This is a genomic window from Micromonospora sp. NPDC049257 (assembly GCF_040678915.1).
In the GTDB taxonomy this organism is placed as follows: domain Bacteria; phylum Actinomycetota; class Actinomycetes; order Mycobacteriales; family Micromonosporaceae; genus Micromonospora; species Micromonospora antibiotica.
Window position 1 is genome coordinate 19,757 of the sequence record NZ_JBFAQU010000033.1, and the last position, 21,429, is coordinate 41,185.

Annotated in this window: 21 protein-coding genes; 10 read left to right on the plus strand and 11 right to left on the minus strand. The window is 73.5% G+C overall.

Annotated elements, in window-relative coordinates:
* Positions 1-11: 11 nt before the first annotated feature.
* The gene (locus AB0K25_RS28915) at positions 12-1,769 is read right to left on the minus strand and encodes a glycosyltransferase family 39 protein (protein WP_363823747.1); all 1,758 of its coding nucleotides are present in this window, start codon (positions 1,767-1,769) and stop codon (positions 12-14) included.
* Between the two features lie 923 nt (positions 1,770-2,692).
* Between AB0K25_RS28915 and AB0K25_RS28920 the strand changes: the two genes are divergently transcribed.
* From AB0K25_RS28920 to AB0K25_RS28935, 4 genes are all read left to right on the plus strand, one after another.
* Positions 2,693-4,414 (plus strand): nitrite/sulfite reductase, encoded by a 1,722-nt coding sequence (locus AB0K25_RS28920; protein ID WP_219464517.1) that lies wholly within the window; start codon positions 2,693-2,695, stop codon positions 4,412-4,414.
* Positions 4,411-4,569 carry an IS1 family transposase gene (locus AB0K25_RS28925; RefSeq protein ID WP_208568333.1) on the plus strand — a complete coding sequence of 53 codons (159 nt, stop codon included), beginning with the start codon at positions 4,411-4,413 and terminating at the stop codon, positions 4,567-4,569. The genes AB0K25_RS28920 and AB0K25_RS28925 overlap by 4 nt, the downstream gene beginning before the upstream one ends.
* Positions 4,566-5,345 (plus strand): phosphoadenylyl-sulfate reductase, encoded by a 780-nt coding sequence (locus AB0K25_RS28930; protein ID WP_363823721.1) that lies wholly within the window; start codon positions 4,566-4,568, stop codon positions 5,343-5,345. Before AB0K25_RS28925 ends, AB0K25_RS28930 begins: the two co-directional genes overlap by 4 nt.
* An 86-nt stretch (positions 5,346-5,431) precedes the next feature.
* Positions 5,432-6,208 carry a CbiX/SirB N-terminal domain-containing protein gene (locus tag AB0K25_RS28935; protein WP_308291116.1) on the plus strand — a complete coding sequence of 259 codons (777 nt, stop codon included), beginning with the start codon at positions 5,432-5,434 and terminating at the stop codon, positions 6,206-6,208.
* A gap of 139 nt (positions 6,209-6,347) precedes the next feature.
* On the opposite strand, the gene AB0K25_RS28940 is transcribed toward AB0K25_RS28935, so the two are convergent.
* Both AB0K25_RS28940 and AB0K25_RS28945 read right to left on the minus strand, forming a co-directional pair.
* Positions 6,348-6,605: a WhiB family transcriptional regulator gene (locus AB0K25_RS28940; protein ID WP_067311984.1), complete on the minus strand. Its 258-nt coding sequence runs from the start codon at positions 6,603-6,605 to the stop codon at positions 6,348-6,350.
* Between the two features lie 442 nt (positions 6,606-7,047).
* The gene (locus AB0K25_RS28945; protein ID WP_363823723.1) at positions 7,048-7,998 is read right to left on the minus strand and encodes a diacylglycerol kinase family protein; all 951 of its coding nucleotides are present in this window, start codon (positions 7,996-7,998) and stop codon (positions 7,048-7,050) included.
* 42 nt (positions 7,999-8,040) lie between these two features.
* On the opposite strand from AB0K25_RS28945, the gene AB0K25_RS28950 reads away from it, so the two are divergent.
* Positions 8,041-8,430, plus strand: coding sequence for a hypothetical protein (locus AB0K25_RS28950; protein ID WP_219464513.1), 390 nt, complete (start codon positions 8,041-8,043; stop codon positions 8,428-8,430).
* A gap of 118 nt (positions 8,431-8,548) precedes the next feature.
* Here AB0K25_RS28950 and AB0K25_RS28955 read toward each other — a convergent pair whose 3' ends face one another.
* The 3 genes from AB0K25_RS28955 to sodN are packed head-to-tail and all read right to left on the minus strand — an operon-like array spanning position 8,549 to position 9,911.
* On the minus strand, positions 8,549-8,953 hold the full coding sequence (locus AB0K25_RS28955) for an ATP-binding protein (protein WP_208568337.1): 405 nt from the start codon (positions 8,951-8,953) through the stop codon (positions 8,549-8,551).
* The gene (locus AB0K25_RS28960) at positions 8,950-9,510 is read right to left on the minus strand and encodes a GNAT family N-acetyltransferase (protein ID WP_308290903.1); all 561 of its coding nucleotides are present in this window, start codon (positions 9,508-9,510) and stop codon (positions 8,950-8,952) included. Before AB0K25_RS28960 ends, AB0K25_RS28955 begins: the two co-directional genes overlap by 4 nt.
* Positions 9,507-9,911: a superoxide dismutase, Ni gene (sodN, locus tag AB0K25_RS28965; RefSeq protein WP_091241196.1), complete on the minus strand. Its 405-nt coding sequence runs from the start codon at positions 9,909-9,911 to the stop codon at positions 9,507-9,509. Before sodN ends, AB0K25_RS28960 begins: the two co-directional genes overlap by 4 nt.
* A gap of 84 nt (positions 9,912-9,995) precedes the next feature.
* On the opposite strand from sodN, the gene AB0K25_RS28970 reads away from it, so the two are divergent.
* From AB0K25_RS28970 to AB0K25_RS28980, 3 genes are all read left to right on the plus strand, one after another.
* Positions 9,996-10,346, plus strand: a complete 351-nt coding sequence (locus AB0K25_RS28970) for a S24/S26 family peptidase (protein WP_307799415.1) — start codon at positions 9,996-9,998, stop codon at positions 10,344-10,346.
* Positions 10,347-10,486: 140 nt separating this feature from the next.
* On the plus strand, positions 10,487-11,665 hold the full coding sequence (locus AB0K25_RS28975; RefSeq protein ID WP_219464511.1) for an NADP-dependent malic enzyme: 1,179 nt from the start codon (positions 10,487-10,489) through the stop codon (positions 11,663-11,665).
* A gap of 97 nt (positions 11,666-11,762) precedes the next feature.
* Positions 11,763-12,725, plus strand: coding sequence for a zinc-binding dehydrogenase (locus AB0K25_RS28980; RefSeq protein WP_357535074.1), 963 nt, complete (start codon positions 11,763-11,765; stop codon positions 12,723-12,725).
* Between the two features lie 126 nt (positions 12,726-12,851).
* Here the strand turns inward: AB0K25_RS28980 and AB0K25_RS28985 are convergent, their stop codons facing one another.
* The 4 genes from AB0K25_RS28985 to pta all read right to left on the minus strand — a co-directional run bounded on the left by AB0K25_RS28985 (position 12,852) and on the right by pta (position 18,073).
* On the minus strand, positions 12,852-13,814 hold the full coding sequence (locus tag AB0K25_RS28985) for a chlorophyllase (RefSeq protein ID WP_363823726.1): 963 nt from the start codon (positions 13,812-13,814) through the stop codon (positions 12,852-12,854).
* Positions 13,815-13,876: 62 nt separating this feature from the next.
* Positions 13,877-14,791: an alpha/beta hydrolase gene (locus tag AB0K25_RS28990; RefSeq protein WP_219464509.1), complete on the minus strand. Its 915-nt coding sequence runs from the start codon at positions 14,789-14,791 to the stop codon at positions 13,877-13,879.
* 88 nt (positions 14,792-14,879) lie between these two features.
* A complete protein-coding gene (locus tag AB0K25_RS28995) occupies positions 14,880-16,001 on the minus strand; it encodes an acetate kinase (RefSeq protein ID WP_363823728.1) in 1,122 nt (373 codons plus the stop codon).
* Positions 15,998-18,073: a phosphate acetyltransferase gene (pta, locus tag AB0K25_RS29000; protein ID WP_363823730.1), complete on the minus strand. Its 2,076-nt coding sequence runs from the start codon at positions 18,071-18,073 to the stop codon at positions 15,998-16,000. The genes AB0K25_RS28995 and pta overlap by 4 nt, the downstream gene beginning before the upstream one ends.
* Before the next feature lie 272 nt (positions 18,074-18,345).
* On the opposite strand from pta, the gene AB0K25_RS29005 reads away from it, so the two are divergent.
* Both AB0K25_RS29005 and AB0K25_RS29010 read left to right on the plus strand, forming a co-directional pair.
* Positions 18,346-18,936: a hypothetical protein gene (locus AB0K25_RS29005; protein WP_363823732.1), complete on the plus strand. Its 591-nt coding sequence runs from the start codon at positions 18,346-18,348 to the stop codon at positions 18,934-18,936.
* Positions 18,929-21,115, plus strand: a complete 2,187-nt coding sequence (locus tag AB0K25_RS29010; RefSeq protein ID WP_363823734.1) for a glycosyltransferase — start codon at positions 18,929-18,931, stop codon at positions 21,113-21,115. The genes AB0K25_RS29005 and AB0K25_RS29010 overlap by 8 nt, the downstream gene beginning before the upstream one ends.
* Before the next feature lie 81 nt (positions 21,116-21,196).
* Here AB0K25_RS29010 and AB0K25_RS29015 read toward each other — a convergent pair whose 3' ends face one another.
* Positions 21,197-21,376, minus strand: coding sequence for a DUF6104 family protein (locus AB0K25_RS29015; RefSeq protein ID WP_091241170.1), 180 nt, complete (start codon positions 21,374-21,376; stop codon positions 21,197-21,199).
* Positions 21,377-21,429 lie beyond the last annotated feature (53 nt).

Below are 21,429 nucleotides of genomic sequence, written 5' to 3' on the forward strand. Positions count from 1 at the left end.
GGCGGGTGTGGTCAACGCCGACGGACGAGCAGCGCCACCGTCACCCCCGGCCGGGGTCGGACCTGCTCGACGGTGAACCCGGCCCGCAGCGCGTCGCCCTTGCCGCCCGGCACCGCCGCGAGCGGATCGTCGTGTCGCCCGGCCACCACCAGCCAGACCCGGTCCACGCCAGCCAGGCACCCGGTGGGTCGGGGGCACTCGTCGACCCACAGATCGGCTCGGTCCCGCCGCCCGCTGGTGACCAGCACGTCCCGGGGTCGCACCCCGGCGGCGGACCCGGCTGTCCGGTCCCCGGCTGTCCGGGCCAGGTGGTAGTCGATGCCGAGGTCGAGGAAGAGCCAACCGTCGCGGGGCGAGTAGACCACCGCGTCACCGGGCCGCTGCCCGGCGGCGATCACCGCCGCCGCCCCCCGGTAGTCGACGGTCGCGCTGCGCGGCCAGCCGTGGCTGTGCCGTACCGCCGCCTGGTCCGGTAGCCCGAGCAGCGCGGCCAGCGCCACCACCGCCACCGCTCCCGTGCGGGCCGTGGGCGGCGGCGCGGCCAGGGCGGCACCGGCGAGCAGGCAGGCGAAGGGCACCGTGAAGAACAGGTAACGCGGCACCCACAGGGGTACGGCCAGCGCGGCGACGAAGAGCAGCAGGACCGGCAGCACCACGCAGGCGTCGGGGAGCAGACCGCGCCGCCCCGAGCGGGCGGCCCCGAGCGCGGCGAGTCCGACCAGCAGCCCGCCCACCACGCCGCTCTGCGCCAGCCCGCCCGGCAACGCCGCCAGGTCGGCCAGCCGGGCCGGGGCGACCCAGTCGAGCTGGTGGGACCGCTGCCCCTGCGCGGTGACCAGTAGCGGTGACAGCACCACCCCGGCGACCAGCACGGCCACCGCCCACCACCCCAACCGCCGGTCCCACCGCCCGCTGTTACCCGGTCCGCCTTCGCCTGGTCCGCCTTCGCCTGGTCCGCCTTCGCCTGGTCCGCCTTCGCCTGGTCCGCCTTCGCCTGGTCCGCCTTCGCCTGGTCCGCCTTCGCCCGGCCTGCTGTCGCCCCGCCCGCTATCTCTCGGACTGCTGTTGCCCGGTCGGTTGTTGCCTGGTTGGTTGTTGCCCGGTCGGCTGTTGCTGTTGGCGGGCGGACCGGTGGGGTCGGCGGTCGGACGGCCGTGGACCCGGGCGGTCAGCACCACCACGGCGTGCGCGGCGAGCAGGCCCAGGGCGAGCAGATGGGCCAGACCGAGCCCGGCGACGGCTGCGGCGTAGCAGGACCAGCGCTGCCACCCCGGGCCGTCCAACGCGCGGGCCAGCAGCACGGTGGCCAGCACCGCGAAGAAGGTCACCAGCGCGTAGGGCCGGGCCTCCTGGGCATACCGGGAGGTACCCGGCAGGACCGCGAAGAGCAGGCCGGCGACCAGGCCGGCACGTGCCCCGAACAACCGCCGACCGAGTACGGCCGTGAAGCCCGCCGCCCCCGCCATCGCCAGCACCGAGGGCAACCGCAGCGCCGCCACCGAGTCGCCGAACACCCCGGTCCAGCCGTGCACCAGCAGGTAGTACGCCCCGGTCGCCGCATCGACGGTTCGGGTGAGCCGGAACACGTCCCCGACACCTCGGGTGGCCGCGCTCCAGGTGGCCAACTCGTCGCGCCAGGGCTGGGCCTGGCTGATCCTGTAGCAGCCGGCGGCCAGGGTGACCAGCAGCGGAACCGCCCAGACCAGCGCACCCGTCCACGAACCCGCTGACGATCCTGCCGCCAACCGCCAATGCCGCTTTCCGGACATTGTGCCCACCGGTCGAGGGTCCCACATCCGTCCCGACGATGCCGCCGGAGCCGAATCCCACCGTGTCCGCTGTCGAGCGGTGATGGTGCCGCCCTCGGGGCTTGGCCCGGCCGGCGTCCAACGGGACGGCATCCTCCTGGCGGGCAGGGTGGTAGTGGTTCGCTTCCTTTAGAGCTGATGCCGTAAACGATTCACGGTCGCCGACCCCGCCGGCCCCGCCGACCCCTCGACCCGCCGACCCGCCGACCCGCCGACCCGCCGACCCCGGATTACATCCGCTCTCGATCCCTATCCCTTTCCCTATCCCGGTCCCGGTGACCGGCACCGATCCCGCCGTCAGCCACTGATCCCGATCCCGACCCGTCGGTCGTCGGCGGTCGGAGCGGACCCTTCTTTTCGTGGATGGTGTTCATCAATGCTCTGCATGGTCTGTCGGCCGGAGTGGCGATTCGTCTACGTCATCAGCTCGACAGGGCGTCCATGAGACATCAGCGGGGACGGCTATAGGGGGATCGAGCTGCCGATCTACCGCTCGCCGGCCGGCCCCCTGGTCTGCCCACCGGCCCTCCGCTGGCCCTGCCGGCCCGCCGGGAGCCGGGGAGGCGGGCAGGGGCGGTGACGGTGGGGATGCGGCCCGTGATGTGGGATCCCGCACGTGGTCATTGGCCCACCTCCGCAGGGTGTGGGAGCATGGCTGCATGACCGCCGCTGTCGTCCGCCGCTTCGTGGCCCGTCGCCACGTCGACTACGGCCGCGTGCGCAGCGCGATCTGTCCGGCCCACTGACGACGCCCGACTCATTCGTCTCGGGCGCGTGTTCCGCGCCGGCCGTTCCGACACCGTTGTCCTCGGCCCTTCCCGGGCCGGCTGCCGCCGCGAGCGCGCTCCCACCGAGGCACCGCAGAGACAACGGAGGACGCCGCGATGGCGGTCAGCAGCACCCCGGCCCGTCCCGGGACCCCGACGGCCACCGCCGTTCCCGCCACCCGTGCCCCCCGTCGTCCCCGTGGCGAGGGACAGTGGGCCCTCGGCCACCGTGAGCCGCTCAACCCCAATGAGCGGATCAAGAAGGACGACGACCCGCTGAACGTCCGGGCCCGGATCGAGAACATCTACGCCCACGGTGGTTTCGCCTCCATCGACCCACAGGACCTGCGCGGCCGGTTCCGTTGGTGGGGCCTCTACACCCAGCGCAAGGCCGGGATCGACGGCGGGCGCACCGCCGTGCTGGAGCCGCACGAGCTGGAGGACGAGTTCTTCATGCTCCGGGTCCGGGTCGACGGCGGCCAGCTCTCCCTGGCCCAGTTGCGCGTCATCGCCGACATCTCCCGGGAGTTCGCCCGGGACACCGCCGACATCACCGACCGGCAGAACATCCAGTACCACTGGATCCGGGTCGAGGACATGCCGGAGATCTGGCGTCGGCTGGAGTCGGTCGGCCTGCAGACCACCGAAGCGTGCGGGGACTGCCCCCGTATCGTGCTGGGCAGCCCGGTCGCCGGGGTCGCCGAGGACGAGGTGCTCGACCCGACCCCCGCGCTCGACGAGATCGTCAGCCGGTACGTCGGCGACAAGGCGTACTCGAACCTGCCCCGCAAGTTCAAGACCACGATTTCCTGGCTGGTCGACACCCCGTACGAGGCGAACGACATCGCCTTCCTCGGGGTGGAGCACCCGGAGCACGGCCCCGGCTTCGACGTCTGGGTCGGTGGCGGCCTGTCCACCAACCCGATGCTGGCCAAGCGGCTCGGCGTCTGGGTGCCGCTGGCCGAGGTGCCGGACGTCTGGGCGGGGGTGGTCGGCATCTTCCGCGACTACGGCTACCGCCGGCTGCGCAACCGGGCCCGGTTGAAGTTCCTGGTCGCCGACTGGGGCGTGGAGAAGTTCCGCGAGGTGCTGGAAAAGGAGTACCTGGGCCGTACCCTGCTCGACGGCCCGGCCCCGCAGCTGCCCGACAAGCCGGTCGACCACATCGGCGTGCACCGGCAGCGCGACGGGCTCAACTATGTCGGGGCCGCCCCGGTGGTCGGGCGGGTGTCCGGCGGGCAGTTGACCAAGCTCGCCGACGTGGTCGAGGCGCACGGCAGCGACCGGGTGCGGCTCACGCCGTACCAGAAGCTGCTGGTGCTGGACGTGCCGCCGGCGCGGACCGAGTCCCTGGTCGACGAGCTGCGCGGGATCGGCCTGGAGGCCCGGCCGTCGGCCTGGCGGCGCGGCACCATGGCCTGCACCGGCATCGAGTTCTGCAAGCTGGCCATCGTCGAGACCAAGGCGCGCGGCGAGGAGCTGGTGGCCCGGCTGGAGGAGCGGCTGCGCGACTTCGACGCCGACATCTCCATCCACCTCAACGGCTGCCCGAACGCCTGCGCGCGCACCCAGGTCGCCGACATCGGCCTCAAGGGCCAGCTGGTGGTCGGCCCGGACGGCCGGCAGGTGGAGGGCTTCCAGGTGCACCTCGGCGGCGGGTTGGGGATGGCCCAGGGCCAGACCGCCGGGTTCGGCCGCAAGCTGCGTGGCCTGAAGACCACCGCCGACGAGCTTCCCGAGTACGTGGAACGACTGGCCCGCCGCTACCTGGCCGGCCGGACCGAGGGCGAGACGTTCGCCAACTGGGTGATCAGGGTCGACGAGGAGGAACTCCGATGAGCGAAACCCGATCCGCGCCGCTGTACTGCCCGTACTGCGGCGAAGAGGACCTGCGGCCGAACGAGGCCGGACACGGCGCCTGGGAGTGCCACGCCTGCGCCCGGGTCTTCACCGTGAAGTTCAACGGCCTGCTGAGTCGGGCGGTGGCCCGGTGACCCGCCTGCTGTCCGCCACGGGCCTGGGCCTGGTCGGTTCCGGCGGCCCGAAGCTGACCGATCGGGCCCGCCGTGACCCCACCCGGCGTGACCCGGCCGAGTTGCGGGCGTTGGCCGAGCGGGCCGGCCGCGAACTGGAGGGCGCCCCGGCGCTGGAGATCGCCCGCTGGGCGGCCGACACCTTCGGCGACCGGTTCTGCGTGACCAGTTCGATGGCCGACGCCGTGCTCGCCCACCTGGTGTCCCGGGTCGCCCCCGGGGTGGACGTGGTCTTCCTCGACACCGGGCTGCACTTCCCGGAGACGTTGCGGGTCCGCGACGAGGTGGCCCGCCGCCTGCCGGTGAACGTGCGTTCGATCCGGCCCCGGCAGACCGTCGGCCAGCAGGACGGCGAGTACGGCCCCCGACTGTTCAACCGCTCCCCGGACGACTGCTGCCAGCTGCGCAAGGTGGAGCCGTTGGAGCGGGCCCTGTCCGGTTACGACGCCTGGGCCGCCGGGCTGCGCCGGGACGAGTCGCCGACCCGGGCGAACACGCCGGTGGTGACGTTCGACCCCCGGCGCGGCAAGGTCAAGGTGAACCCGATCGCCGCCTGGTCGCAGGCCGACGTGGACTCCTACATCTCCCGCTACGACATCCCGGCCAACGAGTTGCTCGGCCGGGGCTACGGCTCGATCGGCTGCTGGCCGTGCACCCGCCGGACCAAGGCGGGGGAGGACCCCCGGTCCGGCCGGTGGGCGATGTTCGAGAAGACCGAGTGCGGTCTGCACCTCTGACCGGCCCGGAGCGCGTTCCGGTGGCCGGCGTGGGACTCACCACGCCGGCCACCGGCCTGTCCGGTGCCGCCGTCGCGCCCACCGTGGTGCGGCCCGGTGCCGCCGTCGCGTCCGGCGCGGCGCGGCCCGGCTCCGGGGTGCCGGTGGTGCTGGTGGCGCACGGCAGCCGGGACCTGCGGGCGGCGGCGGCGACCCGGGCGTTGGCCGGTGCCGTCGAGGCCGCCCGGCCGGGCACCCCGGTGTTGCCCAGTTGGTTGGACCACACCGATCCGGGGCCGACGGAGGTGCTGCGGGGGCTGGCTGCCGCCGGTCACCGGACGGCGGTCGTGGTGCCGCTGCTGCTCACCGCCGCCTACCACCGTCGGGTGGACGTCCCGGCGGCGGTCACGGCGGCCCGGCAGGTCGCGCCCGGGCTGACGGTACGGGTGACCGACGTGCTCGGTCCGGCCGACGGGACGGTGGACGCGGGGCTGCTGGCCGGGCTGGCCGGCCGGTTGGCCGAGGCCCGACCCGGGCCGGTGGACGCGTTGGTGCTGGCGGCGGCGGGCACCCGGGATGCGCGGGCCCGTGGTTCGGTGGGGCGGGTCGCCGCCGCCCTGGCGGACGGTTTCGGGGTGCCCTGCACCGTGTCGTACGCCTCGGCGGCCCCGCCGACCGCCGACGTGGCGGTGACCCGGCTGCGCGGGGCGGGTGCCCGTCGGGTGGCGGTGGTGGCGTACTTCCTGGCCCCGGGGCTGTTCCACGACTCGGTGGTGGCGGCGGCCGACCGGGCGGGTGCGGTGGCCGTCAGCGGACCGTTGGACGACTCGCCAGAGTTGGTCGACCTGGTGCTGCGCCGGGTCGACGCCACCGCTGTGGAGTGATGTGCGTCACCGCCCGGGTGCTACTTTCCGTGATTGCGCCGACACCGGCATTTCGGTCCGTTTGATTACGCAGAGTGTGGAAAGCAGAACGCCCCGGCGGGGTGTGAACCCGGCCGGGGCGAACAGCGTGTGATGGTTTTCAGGCGGAGTGAGCGCGCAGCACCCGGAGCCCGCCACGGCGCTTGACCGCGCGGCGCTCCTCCTCGCTCATCCCGCCCCAGACGCCGGCGTCCTGACCGGACTCCAGTGCCCACTGGAGGCACTGGTCGGTCACGGAGCAGCGCCGGCAGACGGCCTTGGCCTGCTCGACCTGAAGAACAGCCGGGCCGGACGTCCCGATCGGGAAGAACAGCTCCGGGTCCTCGTCGCGGCAGACGGCATTGTGACGCCAGTCCATGGCGGCAACACTCCTCATTCTGGATGGATGGCAGATAACGCTGGTGCTTTTCTTATTTGCGTCCGCAGTGCCGGTCGTCACGGTTCGCGTACGACTATTCAGCATTGCGTGAGCAGACTCGTTCAGCGCCTGGGCCTGCTGGAACTGCTCAACCGGCCGAGCATGTCCTGGCAATGTCCCGGTAACTCAAGTTCGCTTGTGAATACTTTCACGAACGAACGCGATGTCAAGGGGTGACGCTCGGAAAAACTCCGCTCGGTGAGCAAGCTCACGACCCTTTTGTCGGGTTTTCAGGCTTCCCTGTTACCCGGCGTACCACAGTCGAGGATCAATATAGTACAGTCCGCGTGACATTGCTGACATTTCCGGCACTCCTCCTCGGTGTGGCGGCCACCGCGCCGCGCGGTGTCCCGACCGCTCGACCTAGGGCGTTACCCGAGACCTAGCAGATTACTCTCAGTGCGCCGGGAACGGAGGTGAATCTGACTTTGTGTCGCTCGCCGAGGTAGTCCCCGTCCAACTGGAAGGCCTGCGGGCGGGCCGAGACCAGCGTGAACTCGCCCAGATCGTGCAACCGCAGCACCTGCTTGCCGCGCGGATCGGGGTGTCGGGACAGCAACTGTGTCACTGTGCGTGTCGTGCTGGCGACGCGCAGCTGACGTAGCGCCAGCACGTCCAGCCCGAGATCGAACGACGCCTCCGGGTTCGGGTTGACCTCCCGGTCGCCCAGGTACGTCCACGGCGCGGTGTTCTGGATGATCACCGTGCCCAGCTCGCCCTCGGCTGGCTCCCCGGGCCGCTCCAGGCTGATCGCCGGATGCCGGCGGTGCGAACCGAGGAAGTAGTGACTGAGGGTGGAACGGAAGTAGAGCGACGGCGAGGACACCCGGCCCCGTCGCCGGGCCTGCTCCACCCGGTGGATCACCGCCGCGTCCAGGCCGAAGCCCGCGCAGAAGGTGAAGTAGCGGTCGTCGGCCCGCCCCAGCCCGATCGTGCGGGACCGGCCCAGCCGAAGCCCCTCCAGGATCATGCTGGTGCCGTCCGCCCACTCCCGGGGCAGCCCGAGGGCCCGGGCGAAGACGTTCGTCGAACCACCCGGCACGGTGGCCAGCGCCGGCAACCGCTCCGCCGGGGAGCCACCGGTGCGGATCGTCGGCGGATCGGCGGTCATCAGGCCGTTGACCACCTCGTTGACGGTGCCGTCACCACCGAGCGTGACCACCAGGTCGACGCCCTCCTGGGCGGCCTCCCGGGCCAGGTCGGTGGCGTGACCCCGACGTCGGGTGTACCGCACCGACAGGTCTACTTGGCTGCGCAGCGCCCGGACCAGCACGTCCCGGCTGCGTTCGCTGGTGGTGGTGGCCTTCGGATTGACCACCAGGACGGCCCGCATGGCCGGCACTTTACGTGATCGGGTGGGGGTATCGTGGCCCGCGTGACGATCGACTCCGCGCCGGTTCCCGACACCCTGCGCTGGGCGGTACGCCTGCTGCGGGCCGAGGCCGTCGCGCTGGCGGCACTCGCCGGCTGGCTGGTCTGGGCCGACCTCACCGCCACCCGGACCGACCTGGTCTCGGCACTCTTCGTGACGGGGTTCGCCGTCGGCGGGGCGGCGGCGCTCTGGGCGTTGGGTGGGGCGCTGGCGGGCCGCCGGGCCGGTGCCCGCGCCCCGGCGATGGTGCTGGAGTTGATGCTGCTGCCGGTCGGTTGGTTCATGATCTCCGGCGGGCTGGGCTGGCTCGGCGTGCCGCTGATGGTGCTCGGTCTCGGCGTCTGCGCGCTGCTGGTCAGCCCACCCACCACGAAGGCGCTGGGTTTCGGCTGACCGACCCGGTGGCGACGACCGGCACGGGCCCACCGGTCGAGAGCCGACTCGAACCGGGGTCCACCGTGCCGGGTGGGCCGCCGTGAGCGACCGGGACGCCCCGCCCCCGGCGACGGGCTCAGTAACCGGAGCGGCGGGTCAACAGTGAGATGGTGGCCCGGCCGTCGGTCGACTCGGCCGCCGCCGCCGTGGTCAGCGCGGTGAGCACCTTCCAGGCGAACGAGGACTCGCCCGGGAGGGCGGCCCCGCGCACGGTCGGCACCGTCACCTCGACGGTCAGCGCGTCCTCGGTGACCGCGAAGCGGCACTCCAACTCGGCGTCGCGGGTGGCGATGGCGAGCAGCATCGCGCACGCCTCGTCCACCGCGATGCGCAGGTCCTCGATCTCGTCGAGGGCGAACTGGAGACGGGCCGCGAGGCCCGCCGTGGCGGTGCGCAGTACGCCCAGGTAGCCGCCGTCGGCGGGCACGGTGAGGTGCACCACGTCGTCGTCGGTCGCTGGCTGGCCGGTCAGTTGAGTCACGCCTCATCCCCCCGGTCCGGGACTCTACCCGGCCGGGCATCCGGACGCGTGGCCGACGTCACCCCTACCGCGGCGAGCGCGCGCAGGGCCGCCCCGTCGAGCCGATAGGGCACCCACTCGGTCATCGGCCCGGCCCCGATCGAGGCGTAGAACCGGGCGGCCGGGTTCCAGTCGATCATCCACCAGTCGAGCCGCTGGTAACCGCGTTCGACGCAGATCCCGGCGAGGGTGGCGAGCAGCGCCCGACCGGCCCCGGTGCCCCGGTGGGTCGGGCGGACGTACAGGTCCTCCAGGTAGATGCCGTGCACACCGGCCCAGGTGGAGAAGTTGAGGAACCACAGCGCGAAGCCGACCGGCTGGTCGTCGTCGTCCACGGCGACGTGCCCGAACAGGGCCGGTGCGGGGCCGAACAGCGCGGTGTCCAGCTGCGCCGTGGTGAGCCGGCACCGGTCGGCGGCCCGTTCGTAGTCGGCCAACTCGTGCACCATCGCGACGACGGCCGGCACGTCCTCAGGACGTGCCGGCCGGATCGTCGGTGCCGTGGCGGGCACGGTCACGCCTGCTTGGTCTCCCAGAAAATCTTGGAGATCTCGTCGATCTTCTGGAGCAGCTCGTCGGCCTTGGCCGGGTCGGTCGCACCCTTGGCGCCGGCGGCGCCGGCCGCCTTGGTGGCCTCGTTGAACAGCTGGTGCAGGTGCGGGTACTTCTCGAAGTGCGGCGGCTTGAAGTAGTCGGTCCACAGCACCCACAGGTGGTGCTTGACCAGGTCCGCGCGCTGCTCCTTGATCAGGATCGCCCGGGTGCGGAACTCCGGGTCGGTGTTCGCCTGGTACTTCTCGCAGATCATTTTGACCGACTCGGCCTCGATCCGGGCCTGCGCCGGGTCGTACACGCCGCACGGCAGGTCGCAGTGCGCGCTGGCGGTCACACGGGGTGAAAGGATGCGGGCAAGTCGCATCAGGGTCCTCCATGGGATGTTTGCGATGATCCGAGCCGACACTACTCCTGAGCACGTCCCCGGCAGGGGCGGAGGGGAAACCTCGTGACGGTCGACGGGTCCGGTTCCCCCCCACGGCTGTCCGCCCCGCTCACCGCCGTGGGCGTGACCGGGCCGTCCATGTCGCCGACCCTGCGCCACGGCGACGCCGTCCTGGTCCGGCGGGGCGGTCGGCCGGTCCGCCCCGGTGACGTGGTGGTGGCCGTCTTCCGGAGCCGCCCGGAACTGCTGGTGGTCAAGCGTGCCGTCCGCCCCCAGGAGGGCGGCTGGTGGTTGCACGGTGACAACGCGCTGGTCACCGACGACTCCCGGGCGTACGGGGTGGCCGACGTGCTGGGCCGGGTGGTGCTGCGCTACTGGCCCCGTCCCGGCCGGCTGGCGACCACGCCGATATGACCCTCCTCACAACCGGGTACGGGTCGGCTGACTATGCTCGGGAGGTGCCCGGGTGACCCCCGTACCGCGTGTCGCCGCTCCGCCTCACCTCGCGCCCTCGCGCCGGCCGCTCCGTCTGCTCGACAGATCCTGGAGTCACCATGTCTGCGTCCACCGTGGATCCCGCTGATCCCGTCTTTCTGCTGCACCGGGGCGGCAAGCTCGCCGTCGCCCCGACGGTCCCGCTGAGCACCCGCGAGGACCTCTCCCTGGCGTACACCCCGGGGGTGGCCCGGGTGTGCGAGGCGATCGCCGCCGACCCGGCCCTGGCCGACGACTACACCTGGGTGTCGCACACCGTCGCGGTGGTCACCGACGGCTCCGCCGTCCTCGGGCTCGGCAACATCGGCGCACGTGCCTCGTTGCCGGTGATGGAGGGCAAGGCGGTGCTGTTCAAGCAGTTCGCCGACGTCGACGCGGTGCCGATCTGCCTGGACACCCAGGACGTCGACGAGATCGTGGCGACGGTGCGGGCCCTCGCCCCGTCGTTCGGCGGGATCAACCTGGAGGACATCAGCGCCCCACGCTGCTTCGAGGTGGAACGGCGGCTCGACGAGATGCTGCCCATCCCGGTCTTCCACGACGACCAGCACGGCACCGCGATCGTGGTGCTGGCGGCGCTGCGCAACGCGGCGACCCTGCTGCACCGCAAGCTCGGCGACCTGCGGGTGACGGTCAGCGGGGCCGGTGCCGCCGGGGTAGCGGTCACCCACATGCTGGTCGCCGGGGGAGTGGACCCCGCACAGGTGGTGGTCTGCGACTCCCGGGGCGTCATCGGGCCGCACCGCACCGACCTGACCGCGACCAAGGCGCACCTCGCCGAGACCACCAACGCCGAGGGCCGCCGGGGTGACGTCGCCGAGGCGCTGCGCGGCGCGGACGTGCTGATCGGCGTCTCCGGCGGGCGGATCACCGAGGCGGCGGTCGCCGGGATGGCCCCGGGCGGCATCGTCTTCGCGCTGGCCAACCCGACCCCCGAGGTCGACCCGGAGGTGGCCGCCCGGCACGCGGCGGTGGTCGCCACCGGGCGCAGCGACTACCCCAACCAGATCAACAACGTGCTCGCCTTCCCGGGGGTCTTCCGGGGCGCGCTGGACGCGCGGGCCACCCGGATCACCGACGGGATGAAGGTGGCCGCCGCCGACGCGATCGCCGGGGTGGTCGACGGGTCGCTCAGCGCGGACGCCATCGTGCCGTCCCCGCTCGACCCCCGGGTCGCCCCAGCCGTGGCGGCGGCGGTCGCCGAGGCGGCCCGCCACGACGGGGTCGCCCGCGCCTGAATCGACCGGTCGCGTGCCGCACGACGCGCCCCGAGCAGGTGCGAAGGGTCCGGGCCGACGGCCCGGACCCTTCGTGAACGATCGTTACGCTGTTACGGTGCGGATCATGCGTGCCGCCTATGCTTCCCGGTTCGACGCCGACAACCCGCTCGCCGCGCTCACCGTCGGTGACCGTCCCGAGCCCGCCCACCCGGCCGACGACTGGGTGACGGTGCAGGTGCGGGCCAGCTCGCTCAACCACCACGACCTGTGGTCGCTACAGGGCGTGGGGCTCGCCGACGGTCAACTGCCGATGATCCTCGGCTGCGACGCGGCCGGCACCGACCCGGACGGCAACGAGGTGGTCATCTACCCGGTGCTGCCCACCCCCGGCGACCCGCGCGGGGTCTCCATCCTCTCCGAGCACTACCAGGGCACCCTCGCCGAGCGGGTGGCCGTACCCCGGATGAACCTGCTGCCGCTGCCGGCGGGCCTGTCGGCGACCGACGCGGCCTGCCTGCCGACCGCCTGGCTCACCGCCTGGCGGATGCTCACCACCCGGGGCCGGATCGCCGACGGCGAGGCGGTGCTGGTGCAGGGGGCCGGCGGGGGTGTCGCCACCGCGGCGGTCGCGCTCGGCCTGGCGCTCGGCAAGCGGGTGTACGCCACCAGCCGCGACGCCGCCAAGCGGGAACGCGTCGCCGCGCTGGGGGCGACCGCGGTGGAGCCCGGCGCCCGGCTGCCGGAGCGGGTCGACGTGGTCATCGAGACGGTCGGTGCGGCCACCTTCGACCACTCGTTGAAGTCGGCCGCCCCGATGGCCCGGATCGTGGTCGCCGGCGCGACCTCCGGCCACCTGCCGCCGGTGAACCTGCGCCGGGTCTTCGCCATGCAGCTGGAGATCCTCGGCACCTCCATGGGCACCCCGGACGAGCTGACCGAGCTGCTCGCCTTCTGCGCCGAACACGAGGTGCGCCCGGTGGTGGACAGCGTGGTCCCGTTCAGCCGGGTGGCCGACGCCTTCGCCCGGCTGCGCTCCGGCGAGGTCTTCGGCAAGGTCGTCGTCGACCACACCGCCTGACCGCCCGGCGGTGCCGGGCCGCCTGACCACCTGACCGACGGGCGGTGCCGGGCCGCCGGGCCGCCTGACTGCCCGGCGGTGCCGGGCGGCCCGTGGGGCCGGCCGCCGGTCGGGCGACCGGCGCGGTCAGAGGCGGTCGTCGAGGACGGCGACGTCGCCCCGGGCCGCCGAGGCGGGAAGTCGCCCCTTGGCGGCCTCGTCGCCGTAGAGGGACCAGCGGAGGAACTCGATCGTGGTGTCGGCGACCACCCGCAGGGCCGGGCCGTCACCGAGCAGCGCCCGACCATGGTCACCCCGGGGCAGGCTGAGCATCGCCTTGGGCCAGGGCACCGCGTCATAGACGGCCTTGCCGGCGGCGTAGTCGACCACCTCGTCGGCCTCGCCGTGCACGAAGAGCTGCGGGGCGGCGGCCCCGGCGAAGGCGGTGCCCACGCCCAGACCCGTCCCGGCGAGCACCACCCCGGCCTTCAGCCGCTCGTCGCGGCCGGTGGTGAACAGACCGATGGTGGTCACCCCACCGGCCGAGTGGCCGGCCGCGCCCACCCGGTCGGTGGCGAGCCGGCCGCGCAGCGGGTCACCGGCCCTCGCGTCCAGGGCCAGCACCTTGTCCAGCACGTACGACACGTCGGCGGGCTGGTTGAGCACGTCGAGGACACTGCCGTCGGTGCCCTTGCCGGTGTGCGGGAAGGTCGGCGCGGCCACCACGAAACCGGCCGCCGCCCAGCGGGTCAGCAGCACCTGGTAGTCGACCGGCCGCCCGTCCAGGCCGTGGCTGAACGCCACCACCGGGAACCGTCCGGTCGCCGCCGTCGCGTCGCGCCGGGCCGCCTCGCCGGCGGCGCCCCGGGCCGGATACCACAGGGTCACCGGCAGCGGGCGGTCGCCGCCCCGGTTGAGCTTGAGCTGTCGTACGCCGACCGCGAACGCCTCGGCCGGCGCGGTGCCGGCGGGGACGCGCGGTGCCGGCGCACTGGTCTTCGGCGGTTCCGGTGGGGCGACGGCGCGGTCGGGGGTCTGCGTCGAGCAGCCGGCCAGGCCGGCGGCGAGCAGCGCGGCGGTCAGCAGGACCGGGGTGAGGCGACGGGACATGAACCCGATTGTGCCTCGCCCGCCGGGCCACCCGACCGGCTACGGCCGCCCCGGCGGGACGGTCAGCCCGCCGACCCGCCCCGGCCGTTCAGGGCCCACCGGTCGTCGAGGGTGGTGACGCCGGGACGGGCGGCGCCGGTACGCAGCCGGCGGCCGGCGTCCCGGTCGTCGTAGAGGGTCCACCGGAGGAAGTCGGTGGTGGCGGCGAGGACCTCGGCGAAGCCTGGGCGGCCCGGGGTCAGGTATTCGCCGTGGCCCTGCCCGAGCACGCTGAGGAACCCCTTCGGGCCGGTCGCCCGCCGGTAACCGGCCTGACCGACGGTCAACGGCACCACCGGGTCGGCGGTGCCGTGCACGAAGAGCAGCGGGGCGGCCGGCCCGGCGAAGGCACCGGCCAGTCCGCCCCCGGCGATGATCACGCCGGAGCGCAGTCGGGCCGGGTGACCGGAGGTGAACATGCCGGCGGTGGTGAAGCCGCCCGCCGAGTGGCCGGTCGCGGCGAACCGGCCGACGTCCAGGTGCCCGGCCAGCGGGTCACCGGCGCGGGCGTCCAGCCGGACCAGGTGCCGGATCACCCGCCAGGCGTCGGCGGGCTGGTTGCGGACGTCGGCGCGGCTGAACCGGGCCGCCCGCCGGTTGGTGAACGGGTAGGTCGGCGCGGCCACCACGAAACCGGCGGCGGCCCACCGGACCGCCAACGCGGCGTGCAGCGCGGGGAGGCTGTGCAGGCCGTGGCTGTGCACCACCACCGGGAACCGGCCCGGGGCGACCCGGCCACCCACGGTCGGGTACCACAGCGTCACCGGCAGTGGGCGCGGCCCGGACGGGTCGACGGTGAGGGTGCGGACCGCGACCGGCAGGGCCTGCTCCGGGGCGTGCCGGGCCGGCGGTGGCGGTGCATCGGTGGCGGCGGTGGCCGGGCCGCAACCGGCGAGCAACGCGGCCAGCACCACGGCGCACAGCCGCCTCACCCCCATGCCTGCACGGTAGGTGGTCGGTGGCCCGGTCCGGCCCCGCCGTCCGGACCGATGGTGGTCACCACCCCGGTCGGTCGGCCTCCACCGCTCAGCCCGCCTCGGCCAGCACCGCCCGGGTCTGCCGGGCGATCTCCCGTTCCTCGTCGGTGCCGACCACGCAGACGCTGACCTGCGCGCCGGCCGGGGAGATCACCCGGTCGCCGGTGCCGGTGTTGCGGTCGGGGTCGACGGCGATGCCGAGCCGCTCCAGCCCGGCCAGGGCGGCGGCCCGCACCTCGGGGGAGTGCTCGCCCACCCCGGCGGTGAAGGTGATCGCGTCCGCCCCGCCCAGCAGCGCGTGGTAGGCCCCGACGTAGGCGGTGATCCGCCGGCAGTAGACGTCGAAGGCGAGGACGGCGGCGGGATCCGCGGCGGCCCGACGGGACTGCACCTCCCGCATGTCGTTGGCCCCGGTCAGCCCGAGCAGCCCGCTGCGGTGGTTGAGCAGGTCGTCGATCTCGTCGACCCCCATCCCGCCCTCCCGGCGCAGGTGGAAGATCACCGTCGGGTCGAGGTCGCCGCTGCGGGTGCCCATCACCAACCCCGCAAGCGGCGACATCCCCATCGAGGTGGCCACGCTGCGTCCGCCGTCCACCGCGCAGGCGCTCGCCCCGTTGCCCAGGTGCAGGCTGATCGTGCGTAACCGGTCGTACGGCCGGTCGAGCAGCTCGGCGGTGCGCCGCGACACGTACGCGTGGGAGGTGCCGTGGAAGCCGTACCGGCGGATGTCGTGGCGGCGGGCGGTGTCCAGATCGATGGCGTACGTGGCGGCGGACGCGGGCAGGGTGTGGTGGAACGCGGTGTCGAAGACCGCCGCCTGGGCGACCTGCGGCAGCAGCTCCCGGGTGACCTCGATGCCGGCCAGGTTGGCCGGGTTGTGCAACGGGGCCAGCGGCACCAGCTCCCCGATCGCGGTGACGACCGCGTCGTCGATCCGGACCGGTGCGCTGAACCGGCGGCCACCGTGCACCACCCGGTGCCCCACCGCGGTCAGCCCGGTCAGGTCGAGCCGGCCGAGGATGTCCCGCACGGCGGTGGCGTGGTCGGCCGGCCCGCCACCCGGCTCGCCGACCCGTTCCACCGTGCCGGAGTCGAGCACCGACTCCCCGTCGTAGTGCCGGTACTTCACCGACGACGACCCGCAGTTGAGCACCAGCACCCGGTCGGTCACGACCCCTCCTCCGGCGATCCGGCCGCCTGGATGGCGGTGATCGCCACCGTGTTGACGATGTCGGCGACCTTCGCGCCCCGGGACAGGTCGTTGACCGGCCGGCGCAGGCCCTGCATCACCGGCCCGACGGCCACCGCCCCCGCCGACCGCTGCACCGCCTTGTACGTGTTGTTGCCGGTGTTGAGGTCCGGGAAGACGAACACGGTGGCCCGCCCGGCGACCGTGCTCTGGGGCAGCTTCGTCGCCGCGACCTGCGGGTCGATCGCCGCGTCGTACTGGATCGGCCCCTCGACCAGCAGGTCGGGCCGGCGCTCGCGGACCAGCCTGGTGGCGGCGGCGACCTTTTCCACGTCGGCCCCCGCGCCGGAGTCCCCGGTCGAGTAGGACAGCATCGCCACCCGGGGCTCGATGCCGAACCGGGCCGCCGTGTCGGCCGAGGAGATGGCGATGTCGGCGAGCTGGGCGGCGTCCGGGTCGGGGTTGACCGCGCAGTCGCCGTAGACCAGCACCCGGTCGGCGAGCAGCATGAAGAACACGCTCGACGCCACCGAGACGCCCGGCACGGTACGGATGATCTCGAAGGCGGGACGGATGGTGGCGGCCGTGGTGTGGGTGGCCCCGGAGACCATCCCGTCGGCGTGCCCGGTGGCCACCATCATGGTGCCGAAGTAGTTGGGTTGGGCCACGATGTCGTGGGCCAGTTCGGCGGTGACGCCCCGGTGGGCGCGCAGCTGCGCGTACCGGGTGGCGAACTCGTCCCGCCAGGCGCTGCCGGCCGGGTCGACCACCTCCGCGCCGGTCAGGTCGATGCCCAGCTCACGGGTGCGGCGGGCCACCTCGTCGGGGCGGCCGAGCAGGGTCAGGTCGGCGACCCCCCGGCGGAGCAGGATCTCGGTGGCCCGCAGGATGCGCTCGTCGGAGCCCTCCGGCAGCACCAACCGGCGACGGTCGGCGCGGGCCCGGTCGATCAGGTCGTACTCGAACATCAGCGGGGTGACCCGCTCGGAGCGGGTCACCCGCAGCCGGCGGGCCAGGTCGACGGTGTCGACGTGGCGCTCGAACGCGCCGAGCGCAGCCTCCACCTTGCGCGGGTTGGCCGGGCCGGGCCGGCCCTCGATGTGACTGGACGCCTCGACCGTGTCGTAGCTGTCGCTGGTCACCGAGAGCACGGCGAAGCCGGTGTTGAGCCGTTCGACCAGGCGCATCACCCGGGGGTCGGGCTGCTCGCCGAGGGTGAGCACCACCCCGGCCAGCGAGACCTGCCCGGCGACGTGCGCGGTGCTCGCCGCGACCAGCAGGTCGGCCCGGTCACCCGGGGTGATCACCAGGGCCCCCTCGGTGAGGTGGTCGAGCAGGATCGGCACGTGCGCCGCGCCGACCACGTAGTCGAGCACGTCCCGGCCGAGGGCGGCGGCGTCCCCGGCCAGCAGGGTGGCGTCGAGCGCCGCCGCCACCTCGGCCACCGTCGGCGCCGACACGCTCGGCACCTCCGGGATGGCGTACGCGGGGACCGGCAGCTCCGGCAGGGTCAGCGCCCCGGTCACCCGGTTGGCGATCACCGCCAGCACCGTCGCGCCCAGGTCGGCCAGATCGTGGTACGCCCCCCGCGCCGCCGCCGTGACCGCCTCCGGCTGCTGCCCGAAGCCGTCCACCACGGGCACCACCACGCTGCCGAACTCGGTGGCCAACCGGGCGTTGAAGGCCAGTTCGCGGGGCCCGGCGGTGTCCCCGCCGTCGGCGAAGTCGCTGCCCACCACGATCACCGCCGGGCAGCGTCGTTCCACCGCCCGGTACCGCTCGACGAGCCGGGAGATCAGCTCCTCCCGCCGTCCGTCGGCGACCAGGGCCGACGCCTCGGCGTACGTGGTGCCGGTCAGCTCGTCGTCGGGCAGGTCGATCCGGTAGCGGTCGTGCAGCAGGGCGAGGATCGGGTCGGGGCCGGCGTCGGAGACCAGCGGCCGGAACACCCCGATCCGTTCGACCTGCCGGGAGAGGAGTTCCGCGAGGCCGAGGGCGATGGTCGACTTGCCGCCGCCGGACCCCACGCTGGTCAGGTAGACGCTGCGGGCCACGCCCCCACCCTAGGAGATCACGTCGTCCCCCGCCCGGGACCTTCGTCCCGTACCGGTGCCGCCAAGCGGTGCCGGCCGGCACCCGCCAGCGGCCGTCGGTGCGACCCGAGTCTCATTCGTGGGACGCGCTAGGAGCTGAGTGATCCTCGTGCCTAAACTCGCATCCCATGACTGCCGACCCTCTGAGCAGGAAAAATGCTCCCTCCGAGAGATCGAAGCCTGAGGGCGCAATTGGCGGTCAGTCGGCTCAGGATCCACATCGTACCAACGGCGTGACGGGCCTCGATGGGCCGACCGTGACGATCAGCCGCGCCGACGGGCCCACCGCGACGATCGCCGCCGTACCCCAGCTGACCCCCGTCTTCGTCGACCCCAGCGGCCGACGTCACTCCCGACTGCGCTGGCTGGCGTACGCCCTCGGGTTGGTGGGCCTGATCTACACCGGGCTGGTGGGCGTCAGCTTCGCGGGCGGCATCGCGCCGCACGCGGTGCTCCCCTTCGTCGACGAGGTCGCGCAACCCGAACGGTCGCCGTCGCCCTCCCCGTCGCCCGCGACGGGCACCCCGCCCGCCCCCGCCACCACCGTGCCGCCGGCCGTCGCCCCCCGCACGCCCGGGGCGGGCACACGCGCCGCCGTCCCGGTCACCCCGTCCACGGTCCGCCCCACCACCGGCACCGCCTCGCCGTCGCCGAGCGCCACCGGTTCGCCGAGCCGCAGCCCGGCCTCCGCGTCGGCCTCACCCCGGCCCACCCGGCCCGGCCCGGAACCGACGACGCCGAACCCCCCGGACCCGACCGACGAACCACCGTCCCTGCCCGACCCGCTGCCCGGCGGCGTCGACGGCGCACGCCTCGATGGTTGAGCCGGCCGGCCGTCCGGGGCGCCGTCGCGTCGTCCGGTCCGCCAGGCGACGCCGGGCGGTGCCACCACCGAGCTGGATCCTGCTGGGTACGGTGCTGGCCCTGCTGGCCGGCGTGCTGCTCGTCGGCGCGTACGCCAACGCGTCCTTCGCCCCGGACCGCCGGGAGAGCACCGCCGGGCAACGGGAAGTGCCCACCTCGGTGGTGACCGGTGGCCCGATCATCAGCGCCAGCAGCGACATGGTCCGCTCCTACCGGCTGCCGCCGCGCACCATCGCGTTGACCTTCGACGACGGCCCCGACCCGGTCTGGACCCGGGAGGTGCTGCGGGTCCTGGACGCCCACCAGGTCAAGGGCACGTTCTTCGTGCTGGGCACCCAGGTCGCCCGGCACCCCGAGGTGGCCCGTGAGCTGGCCGACGGCGGTCACCAGCTCGGTGTGCACACCTTCACCCACCCCGACCTCGCCGAGCTGCCAGCGTGGCGGCAACGCCTGGAGTACGCCCAGACCCAGCTCGCCGTGGCCAGCGCCACCGGCCTGCGGACCTCGCTGGTCCGCTTCCCCTACTCCTCACACCCGGGCGCCATCGACAACCGGGACTGGCCGGTGATGACCGCCGCCGGTGACCTGGGCTACCTGACGTTGCTCAACGACACCGACAGCCAGGACTGGTCGCTGCCCGGGGTGGACCGGATCATCGACAACGCCACCCCCGACGACGGGGCCGGTGCGATCACCCTCTGGCACGACGCCGGTGGTGACCGGGCGCAGACCGTCGCCGCCCTCGACCGGTTCATCCCGATGATGAAGCAGCGGGGGTACCGGTTCGTCACCGCCACCGAGGGGTTGAACCTCGCCTTCGCCGCCGCCGGGGCGGACCACCGGGTGGACGCCGCCGTGCCCGCCACCGCCGCCGACCGGTGGCGCGGCCGGATGTTGATCTGGGCGGTGCAGGGCGCCGACAGCATGCTGACCGTGTTCGGCGGGCTCTTCGTCGTCGTCGGCCTGCTCACCGTGGGCCGCACGTTCGTGCTGTTCGTGCTGGCTGGGCGGCACGCCCGACGACGGCGGGCCAAGGGTTGGAGCTGGGGGCCGCCGGTCACCGCGCCGGTCTCGGTGATCGTCCCGGCGTACAACGAGAAGGAGGGGATCGCCGCCGCGGTCCGTTCCCTCGCCGGTGGCGACCACCCCGGTGGGATCGAGGTGGTGGTCGTCGACGACGGCTCCACCGACGGCACCGCCGACATCGTCGACGCGCTCGGCCTGCCCAACGTCCGGGTCGTCCGCAAGCCCAACGGCGGCAAACCCAGCGCCCTGAACACCGGCCTGGCGCTGGCCCGGCACGACCTGATCGTGATGGTCGACGGGGACACCGTGTTCGAGCCCGACGCGGTCCGCCGGCTGGTGCAGCCCTTCGCCGACCCGCAGGTCGGCGCGGTGGCCGGCAACGTCAAGGTCGGCAACCGGCGCAGCCTGATCGCCAAGTGGCAGCACATCGAGTACGTCATCGGGTTCAACCTGGACCGGCGGCTCTACGAGACGCTGCGCTGCATGTCCACGGTGCCGGGCGCGATCGGCGGGTTCCGGCGGGAGGCGCTGCGCTACGCCGGGGGGATGACCGACGACACCCTGGCCGAGGACACCGACATCACCATCGCCCTGGGCCGGGCCGGCTGGAAAGTGGTCTACGAGGAGACCGCCCGCGCCTGGACGGAGGCCCCGGCGACCATCGGCCAACTGTGGAAGCAGCGTTACCGGTGGAGCTACGGCACCATGCAGGCGATGTGGAAGCACCGGCGTTCGGTCTTCGACCGGGGCGCGTCCGGCCGGTTCACCAGGCGCTGCCTGTTCTTCCTCAGCCTGTTCGGGGTGCTGCTGCCCCTGCTCGCGCCGGTGATCGACCTGCTGGCCCTGTACGGCCTGTTCTTCCTCGACCGTAAGGCCACGGCGGTGGCCTGGCTGGCCATGCTCGGGGTGCAGGCGGCCACCGCGGTGGTGGCGTTCCGGCTGGACCGGGAGAAGCTGGGGGTGCTGTGGGTGCTGCCCCTGCAACAGTTCGTCTACCGGCAGCTGATGTACCTGGTGATGGTCCAGGCGGTGGTCACCGCGCTGACCGGTGGTCGGCTGGGCTGGCAGAAGCTGCGCCGCACCGGCCTGGAACCGGCCGTCCGCAACGGCTGACCGCCGCCGGTCCCCGGTACGGGGTGGGTCGTCCGCGTCCCGCGTTCCGCCCGCCCCGGGGCCTGCCCGGGGCGGCCCCGGTCAGTCCTCGTCGAGGTCGTCGAGGCGGGCCAGCCAGGTGGCGAAGCGCTCGATCGGCGTCTCGAACTCGGGGTTGAGGTCGACGAAGTCGCGCAGTCGTTCCCCGAGCCACTCCAGGGTCACCTGCTCGTCGCCGCGCCGCTGCACCAGTTCCTCGATGCCACGATCGGTGAAGTACACCGGGGCTCCTCGTTCCTTGCTGACGGGCCCGGCCCGCCCCCCTGACAGGGGGG

Bases quoted from the DNA above. Each gene is read 5' to 3' on its own strand.
- AB0K25_RS28915 (WP_363823747.1), bottom strand. From the start codon at position 1,769: ATGTCCGGAAAGCGGCATTGGCGGTTGGCGGCAGGATCGTCAGCGGGT.
- AB0K25_RS28920 (WP_219464517.1), top strand. From the start codon at position 2,693: ATGGCGGTCAGCAGCACCCCGGCCCGTCCCGGGACCCCGACGGCCACC.
- AB0K25_RS28925 (WP_208568333.1), top strand. From the start codon at position 4,411: ATGAGCGAAACCCGATCCGCGCCGCTGTACTGCCCGTACTGCGGCGAA.
- AB0K25_RS28940 (WP_067311984.1), bottom strand. From the start codon at position 6,605: ATGGACTGGCGTCACAATGCCGTCTGCCGCGACGAGGACCCGGAGCTG.
- AB0K25_RS28945 (WP_363823723.1), bottom strand. From the start codon at position 7,998: ATGCGGGCCGTCCTGGTGGTCAATCCGAAGGCCACCACCACCAGCGAA.
- sodN (WP_091241196.1), bottom strand. From the start codon at position 9,911: ATGCGACTTGCCCGCATCCTTTCACCCCGTGTGACCGCCAGCGCGCAC.
- AB0K25_RS28975 (WP_219464511.1), top strand. From the start codon at position 10,487: ATGTCTGCGTCCACCGTGGATCCCGCTGATCCCGTCTTTCTGCTGCAC.
- AB0K25_RS28985 (WP_363823726.1), bottom strand. From the start codon at position 13,814: ATGTCCCGTCGCCTCACCCCGGTCCTGCTGACCGCCGCGCTGCTCGCC.
- AB0K25_RS28990 (WP_219464509.1), bottom strand. From the start codon at position 14,791: ATGGGGGTGAGGCGGCTGTGCGCCGTGGTGCTGGCCGCGTTGCTCGCC.
- AB0K25_RS29010 (WP_363823734.1), top strand. From the start codon at position 18,929: ATGGTTGAGCCGGCCGGCCGTCCGGGGCGCCGTCGCGTCGTCCGGTCC.